General features: G+C 67.6%; 22 protein-coding genes and 1 tRNA gene. 7 read left to right on the forward strand and 16 right to left on the reverse strand.

What is annotated here, in order from left to right:
• Positions 1-58: 58 nt before the first annotated feature.
• Positions 59-1180, forward strand: coding sequence for a beta family protein (locus SYV04_RS26175; RefSeq protein ID WP_321548626.1), 1122 nt, complete (start codon positions 59-61; stop codon positions 1178-1180).
• On the opposite strand, the gene SYV04_RS26180 is transcribed toward SYV04_RS26175, so the two are convergent.
• The 16 genes from SYV04_RS26180 to SYV04_RS26255 form a co-directional block, all read right to left on the reverse strand.
• On the reverse strand, positions 1158-1718 hold the full coding sequence (locus SYV04_RS26180) for a sce7726 family protein (RefSeq protein WP_321548627.1): 561 nt from the start codon (positions 1716-1718) through the stop codon (positions 1158-1160). The genes SYV04_RS26175 and SYV04_RS26180 overlap by 23 nt on opposite strands.
• Positions 1719-2363: 645 nt before the next feature.
• Positions 2364-2437 (reverse strand) — tRNA-Arg (locus SYV04_RS26185).
• An 83-nt stretch (positions 2438-2520) separates the two neighbouring features.
• Complete coding sequence (locus SYV04_RS26190; RefSeq protein ID WP_422723973.1) at positions 2521-2934, reverse strand: response regulator; 414 nt, start codon at positions 2932-2934, stop codon at positions 2521-2523.
• Between the two features lie 111 nt (positions 2935-3045).
• On the reverse strand, positions 3046-4257 hold the full coding sequence (locus tag SYV04_RS26195) for a ceramide glucosyltransferase (RefSeq protein ID WP_321548629.1): 1212 nt from the start codon (positions 4255-4257) through the stop codon (positions 3046-3048).
• 137 nt (positions 4258-4394) lie between these two features.
• Positions 4395-5084, reverse strand: a complete 690-nt coding sequence (gene phoU, locus SYV04_RS26200) for a phosphate signaling complex protein PhoU (RefSeq protein ID WP_321548630.1) — start codon at positions 5082-5084, stop codon at positions 4395-4397.
• A 15-nt stretch (positions 5085-5099) separates the two neighbouring features.
• Positions 5100-5843, reverse strand: coding sequence for a phosphate ABC transporter ATP-binding protein PstB (gene pstB / locus SYV04_RS26205; protein ID WP_321548717.1), 744 nt, complete (start codon positions 5841-5843; stop codon positions 5100-5102).
• Positions 5844-5886: 43 nt separating this feature from the next.
• Positions 5887-6798: a phosphate ABC transporter permease PstA gene (gene pstA, locus SYV04_RS26210; RefSeq protein WP_321548631.1), complete on the reverse strand. Its 912-nt coding sequence runs from the start codon at positions 6796-6798 to the stop codon at positions 5887-5889.
• Entirely contained in the window at positions 6795-7790 is a 996-nt protein-coding gene (gene pstC / locus SYV04_RS26215; protein WP_321548632.1) for a phosphate ABC transporter permease subunit PstC, read from the reverse strand. The genes pstA and pstC overlap by 4 nt, the downstream gene beginning before the upstream one ends.
• A gap of 56 nt (positions 7791-7846) precedes the next feature.
• Positions 7847-8668: a phosphate ABC transporter substrate-binding protein gene (locus tag SYV04_RS26220; RefSeq protein WP_321548633.1), complete on the reverse strand. Its 822-nt coding sequence runs from the start codon at positions 8666-8668 to the stop codon at positions 7847-7849.
• 33 nt (positions 8669-8701) lie between these two features.
• Positions 8702-9994 (reverse strand): porin, encoded by a 1293-nt coding sequence (locus tag SYV04_RS26225; protein WP_321548634.1) that lies wholly within the window; start codon positions 9992-9994, stop codon positions 8702-8704.
• A gap of 92 nt (positions 9995-10086) precedes the next feature.
• On the reverse strand, positions 10087-10776 hold the full coding sequence (locus tag SYV04_RS26230) for a response regulator transcription factor (RefSeq protein WP_321548635.1): 690 nt from the start codon (positions 10774-10776) through the stop codon (positions 10087-10089).
• A 129-nt stretch (positions 10777-10905) separates the two neighbouring features.
• On the reverse strand, positions 10906-11913 hold the full coding sequence (locus tag SYV04_RS26235; RefSeq protein WP_321548636.1) for a metallophosphoesterase family protein: 1008 nt from the start codon (positions 11911-11913) through the stop codon (positions 10906-10908).
• A 12-nt stretch (positions 11914-11925) separates the two neighbouring features.
• Entirely contained in the window at positions 11926-13281 is a 1356-nt protein-coding gene (locus SYV04_RS26240) for a sensor histidine kinase (protein WP_321548637.1), read from the reverse strand.
• 13 nt (positions 13282-13294) lie between these two features.
• On the reverse strand, positions 13295-13975 hold the full coding sequence (locus SYV04_RS26245; protein WP_321548638.1) for a winged helix-turn-helix domain-containing protein: 681 nt from the start codon (positions 13973-13975) through the stop codon (positions 13295-13297).
• A gap of 140 nt (positions 13976-14115) precedes the next feature.
• Entirely contained in the window at positions 14116-14517 is a 402-nt protein-coding gene (locus SYV04_RS26250) for a hypothetical protein (RefSeq protein WP_321548639.1), read from the reverse strand.
• Between the two features lie 98 nt (positions 14518-14615).
• A complete protein-coding gene (locus tag SYV04_RS26255) occupies positions 14616-15521 on the reverse strand; it encodes a tetratricopeptide repeat protein (RefSeq protein ID WP_321548640.1) in 906 nt (301 codons plus the stop codon).
• Positions 15522-15698: 177 nt separating this feature from the next.
• On the opposite strand from SYV04_RS26255, the gene SYV04_RS26260 reads away from it, so the two are divergent.
• The 6 genes from SYV04_RS26260 to fabG are packed head-to-tail and all read left to right on the forward strand — an operon-like array spanning position 15699 to position 20301.
• The gene (locus SYV04_RS26260; protein ID WP_321548641.1) at positions 15699-16283 is read left to right on the forward strand and encodes a YceD family protein; all 585 of its coding nucleotides are present in this window, start codon (positions 15699-15701) and stop codon (positions 16281-16283) included.
• Between the two features lie 9 nt (positions 16284-16292).
• On the forward strand, positions 16293-16475 hold the full coding sequence (gene rpmF / locus SYV04_RS26265) for a 50S ribosomal protein L32 (RefSeq protein ID WP_321548642.1): 183 nt from the start codon (positions 16293-16295) through the stop codon (positions 16473-16475).
• 16 nt (positions 16476-16491) lie between these two features.
• Positions 16492-17550, forward strand: coding sequence for a phosphate acyltransferase PlsX (gene plsX / locus SYV04_RS26270; protein WP_321548643.1), 1059 nt, complete (start codon positions 16492-16494; stop codon positions 17548-17550).
• A gap of 50 nt (positions 17551-17600) precedes the next feature.
• Positions 17601-18584, forward strand: coding sequence for a beta-ketoacyl-ACP synthase III (locus SYV04_RS26275; protein WP_321548644.1), 984 nt, complete (start codon positions 17601-17603; stop codon positions 18582-18584).
• A 32-nt stretch (positions 18585-18616) separates the two neighbouring features.
• On the forward strand, positions 18617-19555 hold the full coding sequence (gene fabD, locus SYV04_RS26280; RefSeq protein ID WP_321548645.1) for an ACP S-malonyltransferase: 939 nt from the start codon (positions 18617-18619) through the stop codon (positions 19553-19555).
• Positions 19552-20301 (forward strand): 3-oxoacyl-[acyl-carrier-protein] reductase, encoded by a 750-nt coding sequence (fabG, locus tag SYV04_RS26285; RefSeq protein ID WP_321548646.1) that lies wholly within the window; start codon positions 19552-19554, stop codon positions 20299-20301. Before fabD ends, fabG begins: the two co-directional genes overlap by 4 nt.
• The last annotated feature ends 2 nt before the right edge of the window (positions 20302-20303 follow it).

Raw genomic sequence — 20303 nt, forward strand, 5'->3', positions numbered from 1 at the left:
AAGACGATGGGGCCTGGTGAGAAGGAGGCTGTTCATCGAGTAGACTGCGGCAGAGCCCATGTGGGCTGTCGTCCGGGGGGAACTCGTGTCTGAACGCCGCCACTATGTGCCCGTGCTGAAGCTCCTCCAGGGAGAGCGCGGGGCCCTACAGGAACTCGCTCCAGAGCACCGGAAGCGCGTGACGCCGCTCTTGGAGATTCACCCACCTCGGTGGAAGAGGGTCGTCGAGGACAAGGAGAAGACGACACGGCCGCAGACTCTGGAGGAGGTGCTGAACAAGGTCGGACCGAATCTGGCCAAGGCCCTCGCCCAGGGACGAGCTTTCATCGACGGGTTGTACCTTCCGCCGGCAATGAAGATGGCGTCGGGCGAGCACCCGCTCGCATACGTCATGGAGGAGGCACGAAGGGCAGAGGCGCAACTCGTTCCCGTCACAAGCCCCGAGCGGGCAGAAGGGTATCAGGTGGCAGTGAAGGCTGCGGTGGCTGCCGACAAACTCGGGGTGTGCATCCGGCTTCGCAGGGCGGAACTTTTCGATAATGACTTGAAGGGGAAGCTACAGCGAGTGCTCGAGGGTGTCGGAGCAGTGCCTGAAACAGCAGACCTCGTCTTGGATGTTGGCCAGGTTCAGGCCGATGACGTCAACATGCTCTCCAAGAGCATCATCGGTGTCCTGGCTACGCTTCCTCACGTGAAGAAGTGGCGCACGATCACTCTCGCTTCAGGCGCCTTCCCACAGAAGATCAGCCACATTGACGGCATGGAGAAGGTGCCACGCGCGGACTGGCTCCTGTGGAAATCCATCGTCAGCAAGGCGGAGGCGTTGGTGCGGCTGCCCGTCTACGGGGACTACTCGGTTCAGTACACAGAGCCGGCCACCCCTGAGGCGACCATTCACATGGGCAGTGCCAACATCCGTTACACCGCGGATGATCACTGGCTGGTGCTCAGAGGGCTCGGCCTCAAGCAGCACGGGTACGAGCAGTACCACGAGCTCGCCAATCACATCAGGAGTCAGGAGTGCTACGCCGGGCGGGGGTTCTGCTGGGGGGACGAGTACATCTTCAACTGTGCCGGGGGCGCCGAGACGCCTGGCAGCCAATCCACGTGGCGCAAGGTTGCTACGAGCCACCATGTCGCCCACGTCCTGCGGCAGCTCACCACCCGACGCGGGACTTGAGCCGGCGGCGCACCTCCGCCCGAAGAGAATCGGGTGGAAGTACCCCGACGAGCCGCTCGTACAGCACCTTGCGCGGTTTGCTGCGTAGCCCCGTTGCGACTCCGAGTGCCTCCAGCACCTCCAGGACCTCGTCGCGCCAGAGGAGCTTGGCCACCGCGAGAGGCTGCTGCTGTGGATTGGCACGCGCCTTCCGGTGCCGCTTGAGCAGGACGGAACCATCTGGCTGGGCTACGGCCTTCTCGACGCCCCACCATGGGGGGATGATGGTGAGTGCATCTTGAAGGTGGCTTGCGCCGACGACGAGAGTGGCCTTGTCGAGGACAGAGCTGTACGCCTGAACCTGGTGGGGAAGTCGGTCGAGGGTGTCACTCTCGCTCTTGAGCTCGTACCCGTGCAGTTCGCCGTTGATGACCACCACGTCGACGAAAACCTGGCCGTGCTCCAGTCCCATCTCTTGACGGATGTGCGTGTCCGGATCGCCATCGTGAACAGCCTGGAGGCTCTCAGTCAGGGCTTGGCGCACGTCGCGGTCACGCATGGCCAACATCCTGGGTCGTCTCGCCGGGAGTCCTTTCGTACATTGCGGCACTGGATGCTACACGCATGGGCCCAATCTGGACAGAACGGAGCATGCCCGCTTTCCGGCCGGGTACGTGCCCAACCACTTCTTCAGCAGGTGCAGCACCGGCTGCTTGGCTGATGTCGACCTCGAATCAGGGGCCGCCAGCTCGTGACGCTCTCAGCCCGAGCCACGTAGGGTAGTCCCTTCATCACACTGGAAGTCCCCTCAAGACCGACGTCAGTACCGGCGCACGCAGGAAGGGGGGCTGGACGCTGGCGACCTCCTCGTGGCGAGACCGGTCGACCGAAAGCTCCAAGAACTGGCGGCTTCCATGTGACCCGTATGTGCCCCTCCAGCGCGGATTGAGGCGGAACCAGAGGGGACAGCACGGGACGGGGCGGGATGACGAGCCAGAGTGATTTGAGGGGGATGGCGGGTAACTGCGCGTCCTGCCAAAGGGTTTTCCATCACCCCTCACCGGGTTCGATCCCCGGCTCGTGCATGACCAACACCCGGCGGCCCCTCGGGCTGCCCAGCGGCTCTAGACGGGGGAGCGAGGGCCCAAAAGAAAGGCCCGGAACCGAAGGGGGTTTCCCCAGCGATTCCGGGCCTTTGCACGTGCGCGCGATACAGGATTCGAACCTGTGGCCTTTGGCTCCGGAGGCCAACGCTCTATCCAGCTGAGCTAATCGCGCATCATGCCTACAGCGGGGGGACAAGTAGCCGACTTCCCCTGCCGACGCAAGCACGCAATCCCACGACCCACGACCAGGCGACTTCAGGCCTCCAGGGACTGCAAGAGGAGCGACAGTTGGTCGCGGCTCGCTCCCTTGGGCAGGTAGTAGTGAGGCCCCGACATCAATGCGCTGCCCACATCCTGGGCCGCCGCTGAGGTGAGGAACACGATGCGCGGCGAGCCGTTGCGCGGCATCCGCTCGGCGACCTCCAGCCCGCTCATTCCCGGCATGTTCAGATCCAGAAGCATCACGCCGTACCGACCCCGCTCGAGCCAGTCCAGGGCCTCCTGGCCATCGGCCGCCTCAATGGCTTCGTAGCCGAGATCTTCCAGGCAGAGCCTCAGGAACTCTCGCCAGTCCGCATCGTCATCTACGACCAGGACTTTGCGTACACCATCCGTTATCGGTCGACTCAAAGATCCTCCCCTGACTTCGTGACAACTCCGAGGGCTCATCCCACCATCCTTCCCGGAAGTGGCGTCCGCTGGCCTGGAGAGCGAGAGGGCTGGCACCCCACGGTTGGCAGGCGAGGCAAGGGGCAGGCCTCTTGGCTGCTGGGAGGCGGGCTATCCCGCGAGCAGCTCTTCGCGCGGGCCAGTCTTGCTGGGCGTGAGTTCGGCGGGAGCGGGTGTCTCCACCGGCGCCAAGCGCGTGCCAGGGAGCACCTTCAGCCGGTTCCCTCGCCAGTCCACCGTCCGGCTGAACAGGCCGTTGCACCATGCGGCGAAGAGCAGGGCGTCCTTGAGGAGCACCGCGGGCACCGCCTGCCAGGAGACAGGCTCCAGGCGCAGCACGCGGAACACCGCTACGTCCATCAAGGCCTTCGCCGCTGTCACTCCCGCCACCGCGGCGAAGGCCGGTGCCGTGGGGTCCAGCAACGCGCCCAGCAGGGCCAGCGGCGCCGGGTTGAGCAGCCCCTGCGCCAGGTACGTGGGCGTGCCCACCGAGGTGTGGTGGATGACGCCCCAGCGCACGTAGCGCTTGAAGAAGTCTCCCACGCGCTTCCTCAGCGACACGTTGAACACCGGTGTCCGGGCCACCACCACGCGCTTGCCCAGCTTGCGCGTCATCCACTGGCCGATCACGAAGTCCTCGGCGAGCACGTCCTTCACGGAGAAGAAGCCTCCCAGCGCCTCCACGTCCTCTCTCCGCAGCGCCATGGACTTGCCCACGACGATGTCCTGGCCCGCCAGACGCTTGGCGGCGATCACCCCCGCTGCCGCGCTCGAGGCCAGGTGGAGGTTGTCCAGCAGCGAGCCCAGCGTTCGCTCGCCGATGCCCCCGATCGGGTGCGTCACGCAGCCCACCGTCGGGTCCGCGAAGCCCTCGGCGATCTCGTCCAGGTAGCCCGGCGCCACGCGCACGTTCGAGTCGCTGATGACCCACACGTCATGGCGCGCAGCGTCCGCCAAGGTGATGAGCTGGTTCACCTTGGGGTTGAGGCCCGGCTCGCCCTCCTGCAGTACCAGCCGCATCACCTGGGGCCAGCGCGTCACCGCCGCTCGCGCCACCGCGTAGGCCGGATCCGTCATCTCCTTCACGCCCAGAAGCACCTCGTAGTTCGGGTAGCCCAACGAGGCGAACTGCTCCAGGTTGGCCTCCAAGTCGTCATCCACGCCACACAGCGGCTTGAGGATGGAGATGCCCGGCCGTACCCCCATCGCGGGGTGGGGGAGGGGCTGCTCCCGGCGGTGGCGCAGCACCTGGACGAGCTGCACGGCCAGGGCGACGAGTCCGACACAGGCGGCGGCGAGCAGGGCGAAGGAGGCAACACTCATGCGTGGGCTCCGGAGCGGCGCGCGTGCATCGCGCGACGTGTCCAGCACGCTAGAGAGGCCCGGCGTCAGCCCCGCGACCGCCCGGAGGCAGCCGCGGGAAAACGGGGTGACAGCGGCGTGAACCGCCGCAGCCGTTCCTACTCTTGAGGAAGATTCCGGCTGAGCGGGTGGCGGATGTCCTTACCCCGCACCATGTAGACCACCATCTCCGCCACGTTCATCGCATGGTCACCAATGCGCTCCAGGTGCTTGGCGATGAACATCAGCGCCGTGGCGCGCCGGATGTTCTTCGAGTCCTCCATCATGTACGCGAGGAGCTCGTTGAAGATCTTCAGGAAGAGGGCATCCAGGAGATCGTCCCCCTTGAGCACTTCCTCGGCCTTGGCCACGTCGTTGGACACGAACGAGTCCAAGGCCTTCTTCACCTGCTGCTGAGCCAGCTCCGCCAGCTTGGGTGTGTCCACGTAGGGTGCGAGTGGCGTCACCTGGTTCAGGTCGATCGCCCGCTCGGCGATGTTCACCGCCAGATCGCCGATGCGCTCCAGGTCGGTGACGATCTTCAGCGCCGTGGTGATGAGCCTCAGGTCGCTGGCGGCGGGCTGCCGCAGCGCCAGGATGCGTCGGCAGAGATCATCGACCTCCACCTCCAAGCGGTTCACGTCCTTGTCGGACTTGATGACGCTCTCCGCGAGCGAGGAGTCCCGCTCCGTGAGCGCGCGCGTACTGCCCGCGATGAGGGCCTCCACCTTCGCCCCCATCGCCAGCAGCTTCTCGCGCAAGTCGCGCAGGTCCTGCTCGAACGCCTTGTCTGTGTGGGTCGCCGGCATCCGTATCCCTCGCTCCTACCCGAACTTCCCGGTGACGTAGTCCTCGGTGCGCTTCTCGTGCGGGTTCGTGAAGATCTGCTCCGTGGGCCCGCATTCCACCAGCTCACCCATGTAGAAGAAAGCCGTGCGGTCGCTCACCCGCGCCGCCTGCTGCATGTTGTGCGTGACGATGGCGATCGTGTACGTCGCCTTCAGCTCGTGGATGAGCTCCTCGATCTTCGCCGTGGCGATCGGGTCCAGGGCGCTCGCGGGTTCGTCCATCAGCAGCACCTCGGGCTCCACCGCCATCGCTCGCGCGATGCACAGGCGCTGCTGCTGTCCTCCCGATAGCCCCAGGGCACTGTCGTTCAACCGATCCTGCACCTCGTCCCAGAGCGCGGCGCCCTTCAGGGACTTCTCCACCCGGGCGGCCATCTCCGCTTTGTCCTTCAGCCCTCCCACGCGCAGGCCATAGGCCACGTTCTCGAAGATCGTCTTCGGGAAGGGGTTGGACTTCTGGAACACCATGCCCACCCGTCGGCGCAGGTCCACCACGTCCACGTTCCGGTCGTGGATGCTCGTCCCATCCAGCAGGATGGTGCCGGTGTGGTTGGAACTGGGGATGAGATCGTTCATCCGGTTGAGCGAGCGCAGGAAGGTGGACTTGCCACACCCCGAGGGACCGATCAGCGCGGTCACCTGACGCTCGGGAATGGCCAGGCTCACCTTGTTGATCGCCACCTTGGTGCCGTAGCGGAGGGTGAGTTCCCGCGACTCCATCTTGATGCGCGGGCTGGGCGGCTGAAAGGTCATGGACGGCGTCTCAGTGGGCGCTCGCGGCGCGCCGGCGGGTACGGGTCCGGATGACGACCGCGACGAGGTTGAGGGCGAAGGTGAGCAGCAGCAGCACCAGCACCGTGGCGTACAGCAGCGGGCGCGTGGCCTCCACGTCGGGCGACTGCGTGGCCAGAACGTAGGTGTGGTAGCCGAGGTGCATGAACTGCGAGTTCAACGACGAGGGCAGATCCGGCAGGAAGTAGGCCGCGCCCGTGAAGAGGATGGGTGCCACCTCGCCCGCGCCGCGGGAGATGGCCAGCACGGCGCCCGTCAGGATGCCGGGCAGGGCGCCCGGGAGCACCACCCGCATCAGCGTCTGCGACTGGGTGGCGCCCAGCGCCAGGCTGGCCGTGCGGTGATCCATGGGGACCGCGCGCAGCGCCTCCTCGGTGGAGACGATGACCACCGGCAGCGTCAGCACCGCCAGCGTGAGCGAGGCCCAGAGGATGCCGGGCTGAGCCCAGTGCAGCTCCTCGTAGCCGAGTGCCCGGTCCAGGCCGCCGCCGACGAAGTGGATGAAGAAGCCCAGGCCAAAGAGGCCAAAGACGATGGAAGGCACGCCCGCCAGGTTGACGACCGCCACGCGCACCCAGCTCGCCAGTCGCGAGTGAGGCGGGGCGTACTCGTGCAGGTAGACGGCCGTGAGCACGCCCACCGGCATCACCGCGAGGGTCATCAGCAGCGTCAGCGCCGCCGTACCGTAGAGGGCGGGGAAGATGCCGCCGGCCATCATGCCGTCGGAGGGCGGCTGAGAGAGGAACTCCCAGCTCACATGGCCGATGCCGCCGCGCACCACATCCAGCAGGATGACGGCGAGCATCGCCACGATGAGCAGCGCGGCCAGTCCCGTGAGAGAGGTGAGCGCGGCGCCCAGCGTGCGGCGCGTGGCGTGCTTCACGAGGCACCTCCGGTCAGCCGCTTGAGCACCTTCTTCGTCCAGACGGACGCCACCATGTTCAGGATGAAGGTGAAGACGAACAGCTCCACGCCGATGAAGAACAGCAGCGAGTAGTGCGGGCTGCCCACCACCACCTCGCCCATCTCCGCCGCGATGGTCGCCGACAGCGAGCGCACCGAGTCGCCCAGGCTGGCGGAGACGATGGCCGCGTTACCCGAGGCCATCAGGACGATCATCGTCTCGCCGATGGCTCGGCCGAAGCCCAGCACGCACGCGGCGAGGATGCCCGGGGCCGCCGCCGGCAGCACCACCTTCCAGGCCGTCTCCCACGGGGTGGCGCCCAGTGCCAGCGAGGCCTCTCGATAGCTACGAGGCACCGCGGTGAGCGCGTCCTCGGACACGGTGAAGATGACCGGGACGATCGCCAGCGCCAGCCCCAGGCCCGCCACCACCGCGTTGAGCCGGTAGGTCAGACCGAACGTGTCTTGAAGGAAGGTGGCCAGCACCATCAGCGCGAAGAAGCCGAGCACCACCGACGGGATGCCCGCCAGCAGCTCGATGACGGGCTTGAGCAGCTCCCGGAGCCTGCGCGGAGCGAACTCCGCCGCGAACAGCGCGCCCGCCACGCCCACCGGCACCGCCACCAGCATGGAGACCACCGTCGTCTTCAACGTGCCGATGAAGAGCGGGATCATGCTCACCTTCGGCACATTGGACACCGGCTGCCAGATGAAGGCCGGTGGCTTGCCCGCTCGCGTGGGCTGGGTTGTGAACATCTTCGCGAGGCTCGCCTCCTCGCGGGCGTGGGCGTCCAGGAAGAGCTCCAGCGCCTCCTTCGCGATGAAGACGATGATCAACACCAGCGCGGCGATGCCGGTGAAGGCCATCAGGGTGACGATGCCCGCGATGACCTTCTCCCGCAGTTGCCGACGTCGGGCCGCGGCGGACAGCTGCGGCGCCACGACCACCGTTTGCGCGAGACCCTGCTCCATGACGGCCTCTCTATCCATCTTGTCCCAGCGCCTCGCGTGACATTCGTGTGACGGCGCTACTTCACCGGGAAGTAGCCAACCTTGTTCACGATCTGCTGTCCCTCGGGCGACAGCGCGAAGTCGATGAACGCCTTGACCTCTCCGGTGGGCTTGCCGCGCAGGTAGAAATACAGGTCGCGCGAGAGCGGGTACTTGCCGCTCTTGATGTTCTCGGCGCTGGGGGTCACCTCCTCCGAGCCCGCCTTGATCTTCAGCTCCTTGATGCCCTTGGCGTAGGCAGCGCCGCCGTAGCCGATGCCGTTCTTCTCCTTGGACACCGCGTTCACCACCGCCGCCGTGCCCGGCAGCGTCTGGGCGTTGGGGGTGTAGTCCTCACCGCCGAGCAGGTTGTCCTTCACGAACACATAGGTGCCCGAGGAGTTCTCACGCGAGTAGACGACGATGGGGGCATCCGGCCCGCCCACTTCCTTCCAGTTGGTGATGTCGCCCAGGTAGATGCCCTTGAGCTGCTCCAGGGTCAGAGACGAGAGCGGGTTCTTCTCGTGGACGTAGAAGGTGACGCCGTCCTTCGCGACGGAGATCTCCGCGCCCGTGGTGTTGAAGCGGCCGCGCAGCTTCTCGGTCTCCGCATCCTTGATGGGGCGGCTGGACATGGCGATGTCCGTGGTGCCGTTGATGAGCGCGGCCAGGCCCGTGCCCGAGCCGCCGCCCGTGACCTGGATCTTCGTGCTGGCGTTCTTCTTCATGTACTCCTCGGCCCAGCGCTGGCCGAGGATGACCATGGTGTCCGAACCCTTGATGGTGACGTTGCCCGCCTGGGCCGCCAGCGGGAGCGCCAGCAGGAAGACGGCGAGGAACGACGCGAGAAGCTTGTTCATGGTGGATGGCTCTCCTGAGAGATGCGGTAAGGGCTAGTAGCGGGCCTGCAACTGCAGGGTGAACAGGTTGTCGGACGGGTCCTTGGCGGTGCCGCCGTTGACGGTCTCGGTCATCGACAGCTCGTAGGCGGCAGTGAGCTCGATGGTCTCGCCGAAGTTGTGGATGGCCGCGATGCCGAGCGTGCCGATGGCGTTGTTGGTGCCCAGCCGGCTGCCGCTCTCGATGGCGTCGAGGCCGTTCTGGCCATCGAAGTACTCGTAGCGCAGGGCCAGGATGTCATGGATGCCGATGTTCTGGACGAGGAGCGCGTAATAGCCGTGCCCCGCGATGCCTAGCTGCTCGACGTTGTTGCGCTGATAGGCCGTGCCACCGATGAACTCGCCCTTGAGGGCGGTGCCACCCAGCGGCAGCAGGTCCAGGTAGACCTGAAGATCCGCGCCGACGCGGTCGCGATCGTAGGCGGTGCGGAAGGCATCTGGGTTGGGGCCGGTGGTGCGTTTGCCGAGCGTCGTGCCCTTCCAGCCAGAGACGCCGCCGGAGATCCACTTCAAGTCGAAGCCCAGGCGGCCGACGAAGTCCTTCTCCTTGTCGTTGTCCACGCCGAAGAAATTCGAGTTACTGATGCCGTTGCCGTCGAAGAAGCCCGCGGCTACCCGCATCACCCCGAACTTGCCGTTGAACCTCAGGCCCCGATCCCGCTCGCCGGGCAGGTAGGCCCCCACGACGCGGGTGCGCTCGGGGAACTCACGATCGCTGGAGGACTGCGGCGCCTCGTAGCCGAACGGCAGCTTCATCTGGCCGAGGGTGACCGAAAGGTTCTGCTTGGTACCGGGGATGTAGAGCGTCGCCTCGGCGTCGCGGAGCGCCACGGCCGTGGGGATGATGTCCACCTGCAGCATCAGCAGGCCCATGTCGCCGTTGTAGGTGGTCTTGATGCGGCCGCGGCGGACGGTGAAGCGGCTGAAGCCGTCGTTGAGATGCACGCCCGGGTTGGCCTCGTCCTCGTCCGGCTGCTGGTACTGGTAGCGGCTCTGGACGTAGCCGGAGATCTTCAGCTTCTTGAGCAAAGACAGGTCGCTCTTCGTCTCGATGTTCTGCTCCTCGAGCGCGGCGACCTTTCCCTCGTCCGTGGTGAGCCGCTCTTCGATGGAAGGCGTGGCGGCGGTCTCGGTCGGAGCGGCCTCGGTCGGCGCCGGGGGGGCCTCAGAGGGCTGGGCTGGGGAAGTCTCCGCCGGAGGAGTCGCGGCGGGTTGCGGCTCCGCTGCCTGGGCCCGTGCGGCGCCGGAGGCCAGAGTCAGCAGGGCAACGAGAAGATTCTTGGTCACGTTTTTGAAGCTCCAGTGTGGAACTGGCGTGGCGATCTACGGGGCCTCTGTGGCCGCTTCATTACCCGGCTGTAACAAGTAGGTGACGGGCTTCAAGACGCGTTGGGATCGACAATGCGATAGCCAACGCCACGAACCGTCTCGAGGTAGGCGCGCGCCAGCCCGAGCTTGTCGCGCAGCCGCATCACGTGCGTGTCGATGGTGCGCGTCTCCAAGCTGCTGGACAGTCCCCACACCTCCTCCAGGAGCTGCTCGCGGGTCGACACTCGCCCCACCCGCGTCATCAGGTACTCCAACAAGCGGAACTCGAGCGCGGTGAGGGTCACCTCCTTGTTGTCCACGTAGAAGCGGTGCGCGCCCACGTCGAGCTTGAGGGGACCGAGCACGTGCGCCGCGGAGTCTTCCCGAGACGGGCCGCTGCGGCGCAGGATGGCCTTGAGGCGCAGCACCAGCTCGCGGACGCTGAAGGGCTTGGTGACGTAGTCATCCGCGCCCACCTCGAAGCCGCGCACCCGGTCTGCCTCCTCACCCTTGGCGGTGAGCATGACGATGAGAACATCCCGGGTGAGCGCGCTCGAGCGCAGCTGCTTGCACACCTCCGTGCCGGGCATGTCGGGCAACATCAGATCGAGCAGCACGAGCTCGGGGCGCTGCTCGCGCGCGGCCGTGAGTGCTGCCACGCCCGTGACGGCCACGCGGGTGGAGAAGCCGGCTGCCTGGAGATTGAAGTCGATGAGTTCGGCGAGATCGCGCTCGTCATCAACGATGAGGACGTGGGACATGGCGGCGCGTAATCTCCTCGCGTCCGTTTGCAGCGGCGTGACGCAGCGGAAACAACTGCGTGACGTTCGTTGCGCTCGGATTTCGCGAGGTTGGGCGCGCGTGTTGCACGCCCGTGACGCGCGCGGGCGTCAGCCGTCCAGATCGCTCACGGCACCGAGCGGCGCCGAGGCCATGGCGGGCTCGTCGGGCAGCTCCGGCTCCGGAACGTGACGGAGCTCGCCGGCCTCCACCGCTTCCTGGCGCAGAGCGGCTGCCTCCGCCTCATCGGCGCGCGGAACGGGTGGCTCGGCGTCCACCACGGGCAGCTCGTCCGACACGGGAGCGGGACGCGGAGGCGCTCCCGGGGGCGGGCGCAGCACCGGGCCCGGAGGCGGCAGGCCCGAGTGGCGGCGCGCGGCCTCCAGCAGCGCGTGGTGGTGGCGGTAGCGCGCCTCCACCAGCTTGTGGATGAGGATGGGACCCCCGGGCACCTTGCGCGCGGTGAGCGCCTGGGTGGCCTTGCGCACCGGGTAGCGCACCCGGCGGATCTGCACGCGCCAGCCCTTGGGGGTGTAGGTGAAGATGCCGTAGGCCGGGCGCAGGTCCCCGTCGCGGGGAATGCCGGCGCTGGCCACGTCGGCGATCAGCATGCGGCCCACGCGGCGGCGGTAGGGGAAGTGCAGGTGCCCGAAGGCGCAGGCCGCCGCGTCCAGGTGCATGAAGAAGCGGCGCACCGACATCTCGTCCAGCGTCGGGTCCAGCGACTCCTCGAGGTTCTTCGGGTTCGCGTGGCAGACGAACAGGTCCTGCCCCTTGCGCGGCGAGTAGCGCACCGAGAAGGGCAGGGCGCCCAGCGTCTTGAGGTGGGCCTCGCCGAGCTGATCCCGCGTCCAGCGCAGCAGCTCCGTCTTCCAGTGGTCGCGCTCACGGTACGCCCCACCCAGGTAGTTACCCGCGAGGTAACAGTCCGTGTTGCCCATCAACAGCGCGTCACAGCGATCGGCCAGCAGCTCCACCGTTTCGCGCGGATGGGCTCCGCGCAGCGCCAGGTCCCCGGCGGCGACGATGTAATCGGGCGCCATCCTCTCGATGTCCTCGAGGACCGCCTCGCAGGCAGGAAGATTGCCGTGGATGTCCGCGAGGATAGCGACCCGCATGGTCCTTCCATCCTACCTGGATGAGGCTTCCGGGGGAGCCACTGGTAGAAAAATCGCGAACACGCTGCCTACATTGGGCTGGCTCTCCACCTTCACCTCGCCCCCCATGGCCCCCAAGAGGTGCTTGACGATGGACAGCCCCAGCCCCGTACCCCCCATGTCCCGGCTGCGACCTTTGTCCACCCGGTAGAAACGCTCGAAAATACGGGACAAGTGCTTGGGTTCGATGCCCACGCCGGTGTCCTTGACCCGTACCACGCAGCGCCCGTCCTCCAGCACGCCAAACACGTCCACTCGCCCTCCAGCCGGGGTGTACTTCACCGCGTTGTCCAGCAGGTTGAGGAGCACCTGCTCGATCGCCCGCTCATCTCCGCGCGCCGTGAGCCCAGTGGGGACGTGGAGCTCCAGGTGGATGTCCTTGCCCCCCGCCTTGGGCTTGACCGTCTCGGCCGCCCGCGAGGCCGCCACCGCCAGCGGCACGGGGGCGAACTTGAGCTGCACCTCGCGCGACTCCAGCCGGGACAGCTCCAGCAGGTCCTCGACGAGCTCGGAGAGGCGCTCGGACTGACGGTGGATGATCTCCACCATCTTGGGGGCCACCTGCGGCTCCTGCAGGGCGCCGCTCTGGAGCGTCTCCGCATAGCCGCGGATGGCGGTGATGGGCGTGCGCAGCTCGTGGGAGACGTTGGCCACGAAGTCCTTTCGCACCTTCTCCAGCCGCCGCAGCTCGGTGACGTCGTGGAAGACGGCGGCGCTGCCCGGCAGGTCCCTTCCCAGCGGCGTCACCCGGATCGCGAGCGTGCGGGGGAAGAGTCCCTCCAGGGTCAGCTCCAGGCGGGACGAGGCCCCCTCGCGGCAGGCGCGCATCACCGCTTCATGGAGGGACTCATTGCGGATGAGGGCGAGCGGGCGCTGGCCGGCGATTCCACCGCTGCCGGGCCGCAGCATCTCGCGCAAGGCATCATTGTGGCGCACCACCGTCCCCTCGGCGTCGGTGACCCAGATGCCCTCGATCATTCCGTCCAGCACGGCGGTGAGGGTGCGCGCCTCCTGGGTGAGCTGGGCGTTCTGCGCGGAGAGCCGGGCGTGGAGCGAGTCGATGGCTCCTTCCAGGGTGATCACCTCGTCCAGCGCGTCGGGCTCGGCGGAAGGCGCGGCCAGGCCGTTGGCTCGGCCTCGCGTCTTCAGCGCCAGGGAGTGGAGCTGGCGCTGGACGCTCTCCCGGCTGACCGCGAGCGCGATCGCCGAGCCGGCCAGGGTGACGGCCGCTGCCGCGAGCGCGTTGCCCAGCTCTCCCAGCATGGCCAGGAGCACCAGGACCACGGCCGCGGGCAGCAGGAGCGGCAGGAGGAGGATGCGCAGGGGCATGGCGCCAGAGGCCTTACGGGGAGTTGAGCTTGTAGCCCACGCCGCGCACCGTCTCGATGATGTCGCCCGCCGGACCCAGCTTCTCCCTCAGGCGTTTGATGTGCGTGTCCACCGTGCGCGTGTGGATCTCCGCCTGGATGCCCCACACATCCGACAGGAGGACCTCGCGCGTCTGCACCCGGCCGCCACGCTCCATCAGCGTGTGCAGCAGGCGGAACTCCAGCGCGGTGAGAAGCACCTCCTCGCCCTTGACGCGCACCTGGTGGCGCGAGGTGTCGAGTTGGATGTCCCCGGCGGCGAGCTGGGTGGCGGTTCCCTCGTCCGCGTCCGAGCGCCGCAGCACCGCCTTGACGCGCAGCATCAGCTCGCGGACCGAGAAGGGCTTCACCACATAGTCATCCGCGCCCATCTCCAGGCCCTGGATGCGATCGGACTCCTGGCCCTTGGCGCTGACGATGACCACCGGCGCCTTGCGCAGCTCGGTGTCGTTCTTCAGCATCCGCAGCACCTCGCTGCCGGCCACGTCCGGCAACATCAGGTCCAGCAGCACGAGGTCCGGAGGCCGGGCACGGGCCTTGGCCAGCCCTCCCGCGCCGGTGTTCGCCGTCTCCGTCTCGAACCCCGCGGCGCGAAGGTTGTACTCGACGAGCCCGGCGAGGTCCTGCTCGTCCTCGATGATCAGGATGCGCGCCATTGCGTCCTCCGCCTCTTGAAGCCGGGTGACGGCCTCCTCTGGCGGAGCACCAGTAGCAGATTCAATTGTGACAGCGAGGTGAAACCCACACCCCACCCGGGCTCGCTCGGAGGCTCGGGGGCCGGGCCCTGGCCGGAGCCTCAGGAATCGAAGGTGGGATCGCAGTCCACGGAGTTCAGCGTCATGGGCGCGGGAAGGACCGTCTCGTTGCGGCTCGCGTTCACCTCGGGCAGGTAGTGGCAGACGCTGCCGAGGAAGCGCGGCGGGGTATCGCCTGAGATCGCCTCGATGATGAGCGCATAGTCCCGGCCCACCGGCACCTCGATGGAGACGTCCTGGGTGCTGACGCCGCTGCCGGTCAGGTTGACGGGGAAGCGCAGCGCGCGCCCCTCGTCCTTGTCGGACTTGAGCACCAGGGCCTCCGCCTGCTTCACCTGCTGCCGCAGGCACGTCCTCTGGAGCGCCGTGCAGTCGCGCTGCTTGCCGTCTGGGAGCACCACGAGCTGGAAGACGGAGATCTGCCCGGCCACGGCCTGGTCCATGAGCAGCTCCACGCCGAAGTTGCCTGCGTTGGAGGGAGGCTCGCCGCATCCGGCGGAGACCAGGAGGGCCAGCAAGGCAAGGGGGAGCGGGCGCGGGCTCATGGGGTGGACGGGTTGACACGGATGGTGATGGGCACGCGTCCTCGCTCCTCGGAGGAGCTCAGAGCCACAGCGGTGGCGGTGCCTCCGACGACCACCGCCCCCACGGCCACCCAGAGCCAGGGGCTCTTGTACCAGGCCCGGCCGTTGCCCGCCGTCGCGGACTGGCCCGCCGCCTTGTGGGAGGCCACCTGGAAGACGAGCGGGTGGAAGGAGTCTCCCCGACCCGCGAGGCGCCGCTGCGCCGCGTCTGCCACCTCGAAGTAGTACTCCACCTCATAAGGAGTGGCCTCGGCGGGGAGCTCATAGGCGGGCAGGGTGGCCTGGTAGTTCTCCTTGCTGCCGCGCTGGCGAGCGAAGTCCACCGAGCTGAAGGCCTCGTCACCGGCTCGCCGGTAGAAGAGCTTCGCCTTGGCGCCCAGGGCCATGTCCTCGATGCGCGCCTCCACCACCACGGGCTCGCCGCCCTCGGGATCCGGGATGGGGTCCACCTGGAGCGTCACCGGGCGCACGCGCCGGCTTTTGATGTCCTCCTTGATGCGCGCATATAAGGAGCGCAGCTTCGGGGGCGCGTTCCGGGGCAGCTCGAAGTCGGGCCGCGCCTGGAGCAGCCGCTCGTAGGCCTCGCGGGCCTGCGCCTCGTCCCCCAGGTACAGGGAGGCCAGCCCCAGCAGGCGGTAGAGCTCCACCAGCTGATCGTCCGTGACGTCCGGCGCGTTCAAGCCGGCCTGGAGGGTCTTCACCGCCTCCTCGAAGTCACCCTGTTCAATCTGCTCCTGGGCGCGGGAGATCTCCGCGTGGGTGGGCCCGAGCTGGAAGCGCAGGGGCTCTGGGAAGACGGGTCGAGCCCAGGCCGGGCTGGCCGCCAGGAGCCCGCCCGCCAGGATGCTGACTACCCCTCGCAACCACCAACCGTGCATTACGCGGACGGTACCAGAGCGTTATTGAAAGGATCCACGGCTTGGAGCCTCCGGGCCGGTCACGGCCAGGTGACATCTGCCGTGGTTTCATGAACGACGGCGCGTTGACTTTTGGGGATCCCCCCTCTATGTTGCGCGCCCTTTTGCCGGGACGCTTTGTAGATGCTCGTAAAGATTGAACAAATTCAGGACAAGGGGCTGCAGCTCGACGAGCCCATCGGCCTGGAGGTGCTCCAGGAGGTCATGGGCGGCGCCGGCCAGGATACCGGTTTCCGTCCGACCCGGCCTTCGACGCTCCGCGCTTCCTTCAAGAAGGTAAGCGGTGGGGTGCTGCTGAACGGGCAGTTCACCGCCCATGTGGCCGCCCCCTGCAAGCGCTGCCTGCAGGACGTGCAGCAGGACCTGCCGGTGGCCTTCACCCTCAACCTGGTGCCCGAGTCGCTGGCCCGGGGCGAGGATGTGGATGGCGCGGACGAAGCAGGAGACGACCGCAACCAGGGCGAGAGCGCTGGCTCCTTCGGGTTGGAGGATGCGGACGAGGTGATTTTCGACGGCAAGACGATCGATCTGGATCCGATCGTGCGTGAGCAGGTATTGCTCGCCCTGCCGATGAGCGCGGTCTGTCGTGAGGACTGCAAGGGGCTCTGTGCGCAGTGCGGCCAGAACCTCAACGAGAAGCAGTGTGGCTGCGAGCAGAAGGTCATCGACCCTCGGCTCGCGCCGCTGATGAACATCAAGCTGAACTAGAGGTGAGTCGTGGGAGTTCCCAAGAAGCGGACGTCGAAGATGCGCCGTGACCGCCGTCGCGCGGCCAACAACAACCTGCGGTCGGCCGTGCAGGTCATCAAGTGCCCCAAGTGCAAGGAGCCGGTGCTGCCGCACCGCGCCTGCGCCGCCTGCGGTACGTATGGTGGGCGTGAGGTTGTCGCTACCGAATAGCTGAGGCGCCCGACCGGTGCGGCTCGTCCTCGATGCGATGGGTGGCGATCACGCCCCCGCCGCCGCTGTCGAGGGAGGCGTGCTCTTCGCGCGCGAGCACCCAGAGCACGAAGTCGTGCTCGTGGGCGACTCGTTGCGCGTGCGCACGCACCTGCCGCGCACTGGCGCGCCCGGTAACCTCCACCTCCACCACGCCTCCCAGGTGGTGGAGATGGACGACAGCCCTTCCGCCTTCCGGCGCAAGAAGGACTCTTCCCTCCAGGTGGGCTTCGAGCTCGTCCGGGCTGGGGAGGCGTCTGCCCTCGTGTCGGCGGGAAACTCTGGCGCCGTCATGGCGGGAGCCCTGCTCGTGCTCGGCCGCCTGCCGGGCGTCGACCGTCCCGCCATCGCCACGCTCTTTCCGGCCCTTCGAGGGGGCGGGCGCTGCCTGCTCCTGGATGCCGGCGCCAACGTGGACTGCAAGCCCGTGCATCTGGCGCAGTTCGCCGTGCTCGGCGAGGCCTACGTGCGCGCCCGCCTGGGAATCTCCCGCCCCCGCATCGCCGTGCTGTCCAATGGAGAGGAGCCCTCCAAGGGTACCGTGCTCACCCGCGAGGCTTCCGCGCTGCTGCGCCGGTCAGACCTGGCCTTCTCGGGCTACGTCGAGGGCAAGGACATCTTCTCCGGCGAGGTGGATGTCGTCGTCACCGACGGCTTCACCGGCAACATCGTCCTGAAGGCCTCCGAGGGCGCGGCCATGGGTGTGGCGGGTCTGCTGCGATCGGCCATCGAGAAGCGCGGGGGGCTGCCCGAGAAGCTCGGAGCGTTGCTGCTCCAGCCCACGCTCGCGGGACTGAAGCGCGTGGTGGACTATGCCGAGTATGGCGGCGCGCCCCTGCTCGGCATTCAAGGCGTGGGCATCGTCGCCCATGGGCGCAGCAGTCCGCGCGCCATCCAGTCCGCTTTGGGGGCCGCGCTGCAGATGGCTCAAGCAGGACTGCAGACCGAGTTGACGCGCTGCATTGAGCGGGCGCGCGCCTGGCTGCCTGCACGGCAGAGAGGAAAAAGAGCGACACAGGGCACTTTGTCCGATTAGAGAGCGCGCCCGGAGCGTTGGGGTTCAGACGGACACTTTGGGAGTTCTTTGTGACCCTTGCTCAGATCATTGGAACCGGTTCCTACGCTCCCTCTCAGGTCATCACCAACAAGGACCTCGAGAAGGTCGTCGACACCTCCGACGAGTGGATTACCGAGCGGACCGGCATCAAGGAGCGGCGGCAGGCCGCGCCGGGTGAGGCGACGAGTGACATGGCGGTCGCCGCCGCCCGCGAGGCCCTGGCCCTGTCCGGCACGCGCCCCGAAGAGGTAGATCTGATCGTCGTGGGCACCATCACGGCGGACATGCCCATGCCCTCCTGCGCTGCCTTCGTGCAGGCGAAACTGGGCGCGAAGAACGCCTTCGCCTTCGATGTGGCGGCCGCCTGCGCGGGCGCGCTCTATGCCATGTCCGTGGCCGAGCAGTTCATCCGCACCGGGCGGGTGAAGCGGGCGCTCGTCATCGGCGCGGACCTGTTCACCCGCATCGTCAACTGGAAGGACCGCAACACGTGCGTGCTCTTCGGAGACGGAGCGGGCGCGATGGTGCTGGCGCCCTCCGAGGATCCTCAGCGGGGCATCCTCTCCACCCACCTGCGCACCGACGGCGCGCTGGCGGAGATCCTCGCCGTGCCGGCCGGCGGCTCGAAGGAGCCGGTGACCGAGGAGACGCTGCGCACCCAGCGCCACAAGCTGACCATGAACGGGCGCGAGGTCTTCAAGTGCGCGGTGCGCGCGCTGTCCGACACCACGCAGGAGGCCCTGGCCTCCTGTGGCCTGGTGCCAGCCCAGGTGGACCACGTCATCGCACACCAGGCGAACATGCGAATCCTGGAGGCGGTGATGCAGCGGCTGGAGGTGCCCGTCGAGAAGTGCTGGATCAACCTCGACAAATACGGCAACACGTCGGCCGCGTCGCTGCCCATGTCGCTGGATGAGGCCTGCCGCGCCGGGCGCATCAAGCGTGGAGACCTCGTCGCGATGCTGGCCATCGGGGCCGGCATGACGTGGGGGAGCGCAGTGGTACGGTGGTAGTCGTGGGGTCGTCAGGGAGGGAGTCGTCACACATGTCGAAGATCGCGTTCGTCTTCCCCGGGCAGGGCAGCCAGAAGGTCGGCATGGGGAAGGATCTGCTGGAGAAGTTCCCCGAGGCCCGCGCCGTGTTCGAGTCGGCGGATGCGGCCCTGGGAGACAAGCTGTCCACCCTCTGCTTCGAGGGCCCCGAGGACCAGCTCAAGCTCACCGCCAACACCCAGCCGGCCATCCTCACCGTCTCCCTGGCGGTGTACGCCGTGTTCGCCAACCGCGGGCCGGCTCCGGCCTTCGTCGCGGGGCACTCGCTGGGCGAGTACTCGGCGCTGGTGGCCGCTGGCTCGCTGTCGCTGGAGGACGCGGTCCGGGCAGTGCGCGCGCGCGGCACCTTCATGCAGGAGGCGGTGCCCGCCGGGGTGGGCGCCATGGCGGCGGTGCTGGGCCTGGAGCCCGAGAAGGTGAAGGCCGCCTGTGACGCGGCGGCCCAGGGCGAGGTGCTCTCGCCTGCCAACTACAACTCGCCCGAGCAGACGGTCATCGCCGGGCACGCCGCCGCGGTGGCTCGCGCCGAGGCGAAGCTCAAGGAGGCGGGCGCCAAGCGCGTCATGCCCCTGCCGGTGTCCGCTCCGTTCCACTGCTCGCTGATGGATCCGGTGAAGCCGCGGCTGGCCGAGGTGCTCGGCAAGGTGCAGGTGTCCGCGCCCCGCGTCCCGGTGGTCACCAACGTGGAGGCGAAGCCCAACAGCGACGCGTCGCGCGTGGTGCCGCTGCTGCTGGAGCAGGTGAGCGCGCCGGTGCGCTGGATCGAGTGCGTGGAGGCGCTCAAGGCCGAGGGCGTCACCCGCGTGGTGGAGCTGGGGCCGGGCAAGGTGCTGGCGGGCCTCGTCAAGCGCATCAGCAAGGACATCGAGACGTTCAACGTCGAGGATTCCGCGAGCCTCGAGAAGACGCTTGCGGCGCTGGGGGCAGCATGAACGGGTTCAAGGACAAGGTGGTGCTGGTCACGGGTGGTTCGCGCGGCATCGGCCGGGCGTGCGCGGTGGCGTTCGCCAAGGCGGGCGCGGCCACGGTGGTCATCAGCTACGCGGGCAACGAGGCGGCGGCTCAGGAGACGCTGGGGCTCATCCAGGCGGCCGGCGCCAAGGGCGAGTCGCTCAAGTTCGACGTGTCGGACACCGCCGCGTGCGCCAGCACCGTGGAGCATGTCGTCAAGACGCACGGCCGGCTGGACGTGCTCGTCAACAACGCGGGCGTGGCGGTGGACGGCCTCGTCATGCGCGTGAAGGACGAGGACTGGGACAAGCAGATGGACACCAACCTGAAGGGCGCCTTTGCCCTCATCCGCGCCGCCAGCCGCCCGATGATGAAGCAGCGGGGCGGGGCCATCATCAACCTCACCTCGATCGTCGGGGAGTCGGGCAACGGGGGCCAGGCGGCCTACTCCGCCTCCAAGGCGGGCCTCATCGGCTTGACCAAGTCGGTGGCCAAGGAGCTGGCCAGCCGCAACATCCGCGTCAACGCCGTGTCCCCCGGTTTCATCGGCACGGACATGACGGCGCAGATCCCCGAGGACATGCGCAAGAAGATGGTCGAGAGCATTCCCCTGGCGCGGCTCGGCAATCCGGAAGAAGTCGCCAACGCCGTGGTTTTCCTGGCCAGCGATGCGGCTACCTACATCACCGGAGAAGTTCTGAAGGTGAATGGCGGCATGTACATGTAGCC

Source organism: Hyalangium ruber (assembly GCF_034259325.1).
Classification (GTDB): Bacteria; Myxococcota; Myxococcia; order Myxococcales; family Myxococcaceae; genus Hyalangium_A; species Hyalangium_A rubrum.

Coding starts and splice junctions, on each gene's coding strand:
- SYV04_RS26175 (WP_321548626.1), top strand. CDS start 59: ATGTGGGCTGTCGTCCGGGGGGAACTCGTGTCTGAACGCCGCCACTAT.
- SYV04_RS26180 (WP_321548627.1), bottom strand. CDS start 1,718: ATGCGTGACCGCGACGTGCGCCAAGCCCTGACTGAGAGCCTCCAGGCT.
- SYV04_RS26190 (WP_422723973.1), bottom strand. CDS start 2,934: ATGAGCCCTCGGAGTTGTCACGAAGTCAGGGGAGGATCTTTGAGTCGA.
- SYV04_RS26195 (WP_321548629.1), bottom strand. CDS start 4,257: ATGAGTGTTGCCTCCTTCGCCCTGCTCGCCGCCGCCTGTGTCGGACTC.
- phoU (WP_321548630.1), bottom strand. CDS start 5,084: ATGCCGGCGACCCACACAGACAAGGCGTTCGAGCAGGACCTGCGCGAC.
- pstB (WP_321548717.1), bottom strand. CDS start 5,843: ATGGAGTCGCGGGAACTCACCCTCCGCTACGGCACCAAGGTGGCGATC.
- pstC (WP_321548632.1), bottom strand. CDS start 7,790: ATGGAGCAGGGTCTCGCGCAAACGGTGGTCGTGGCGCCGCAGCTGTCC.
- SYV04_RS26220 (WP_321548633.1), bottom strand. CDS start 8,668: ATGAACAAGCTTCTCGCGTCGTTCCTCGCCGTCTTCCTGCTGGCGCTC.
- SYV04_RS26230 (WP_321548635.1), bottom strand. CDS start 10,776: ATGTCCCACGTCCTCATCGTTGATGACGAGCGCGATCTCGCCGAACTC.
- SYV04_RS26235 (WP_321548636.1), bottom strand. CDS start 11,913: ATGCGGGTCGCTATCCTCGCGGACATCCACGGCAATCTTCCTGCCTGC.
- SYV04_RS26240 (WP_321548637.1), bottom strand. CDS start 13,281: ATGCCCCTGCGCATCCTCCTCCTGCCGCTCCTGCTGCCCGCGGCCGTG.
- SYV04_RS26245 (WP_321548638.1), bottom strand. CDS start 13,975: ATGGCGCGCATCCTGATCATCGAGGACGAGCAGGACCTCGCCGGGCTC.
- SYV04_RS26250 (WP_321548639.1), bottom strand. CDS start 14,517: ATGGACCAGGCCGTGGCCGGGCAGATCTCCGTCTTCCAGCTCGTGGTG.
- SYV04_RS26260 (WP_321548641.1), top strand. CDS start 15,699: ATGCTCGTAAAGATTGAACAAATTCAGGACAAGGGGCTGCAGCTCGAC.
- fabD (WP_321548645.1), top strand. CDS start 18,617: ATGTCGAAGATCGCGTTCGTCTTCCCCGGGCAGGGCAGCCAGAAGGTC.
- fabG (WP_321548646.1), top strand. CDS start 19,552: ATGAACGGGTTCAAGGACAAGGTGGTGCTGGTCACGGGTGGTTCGCGC.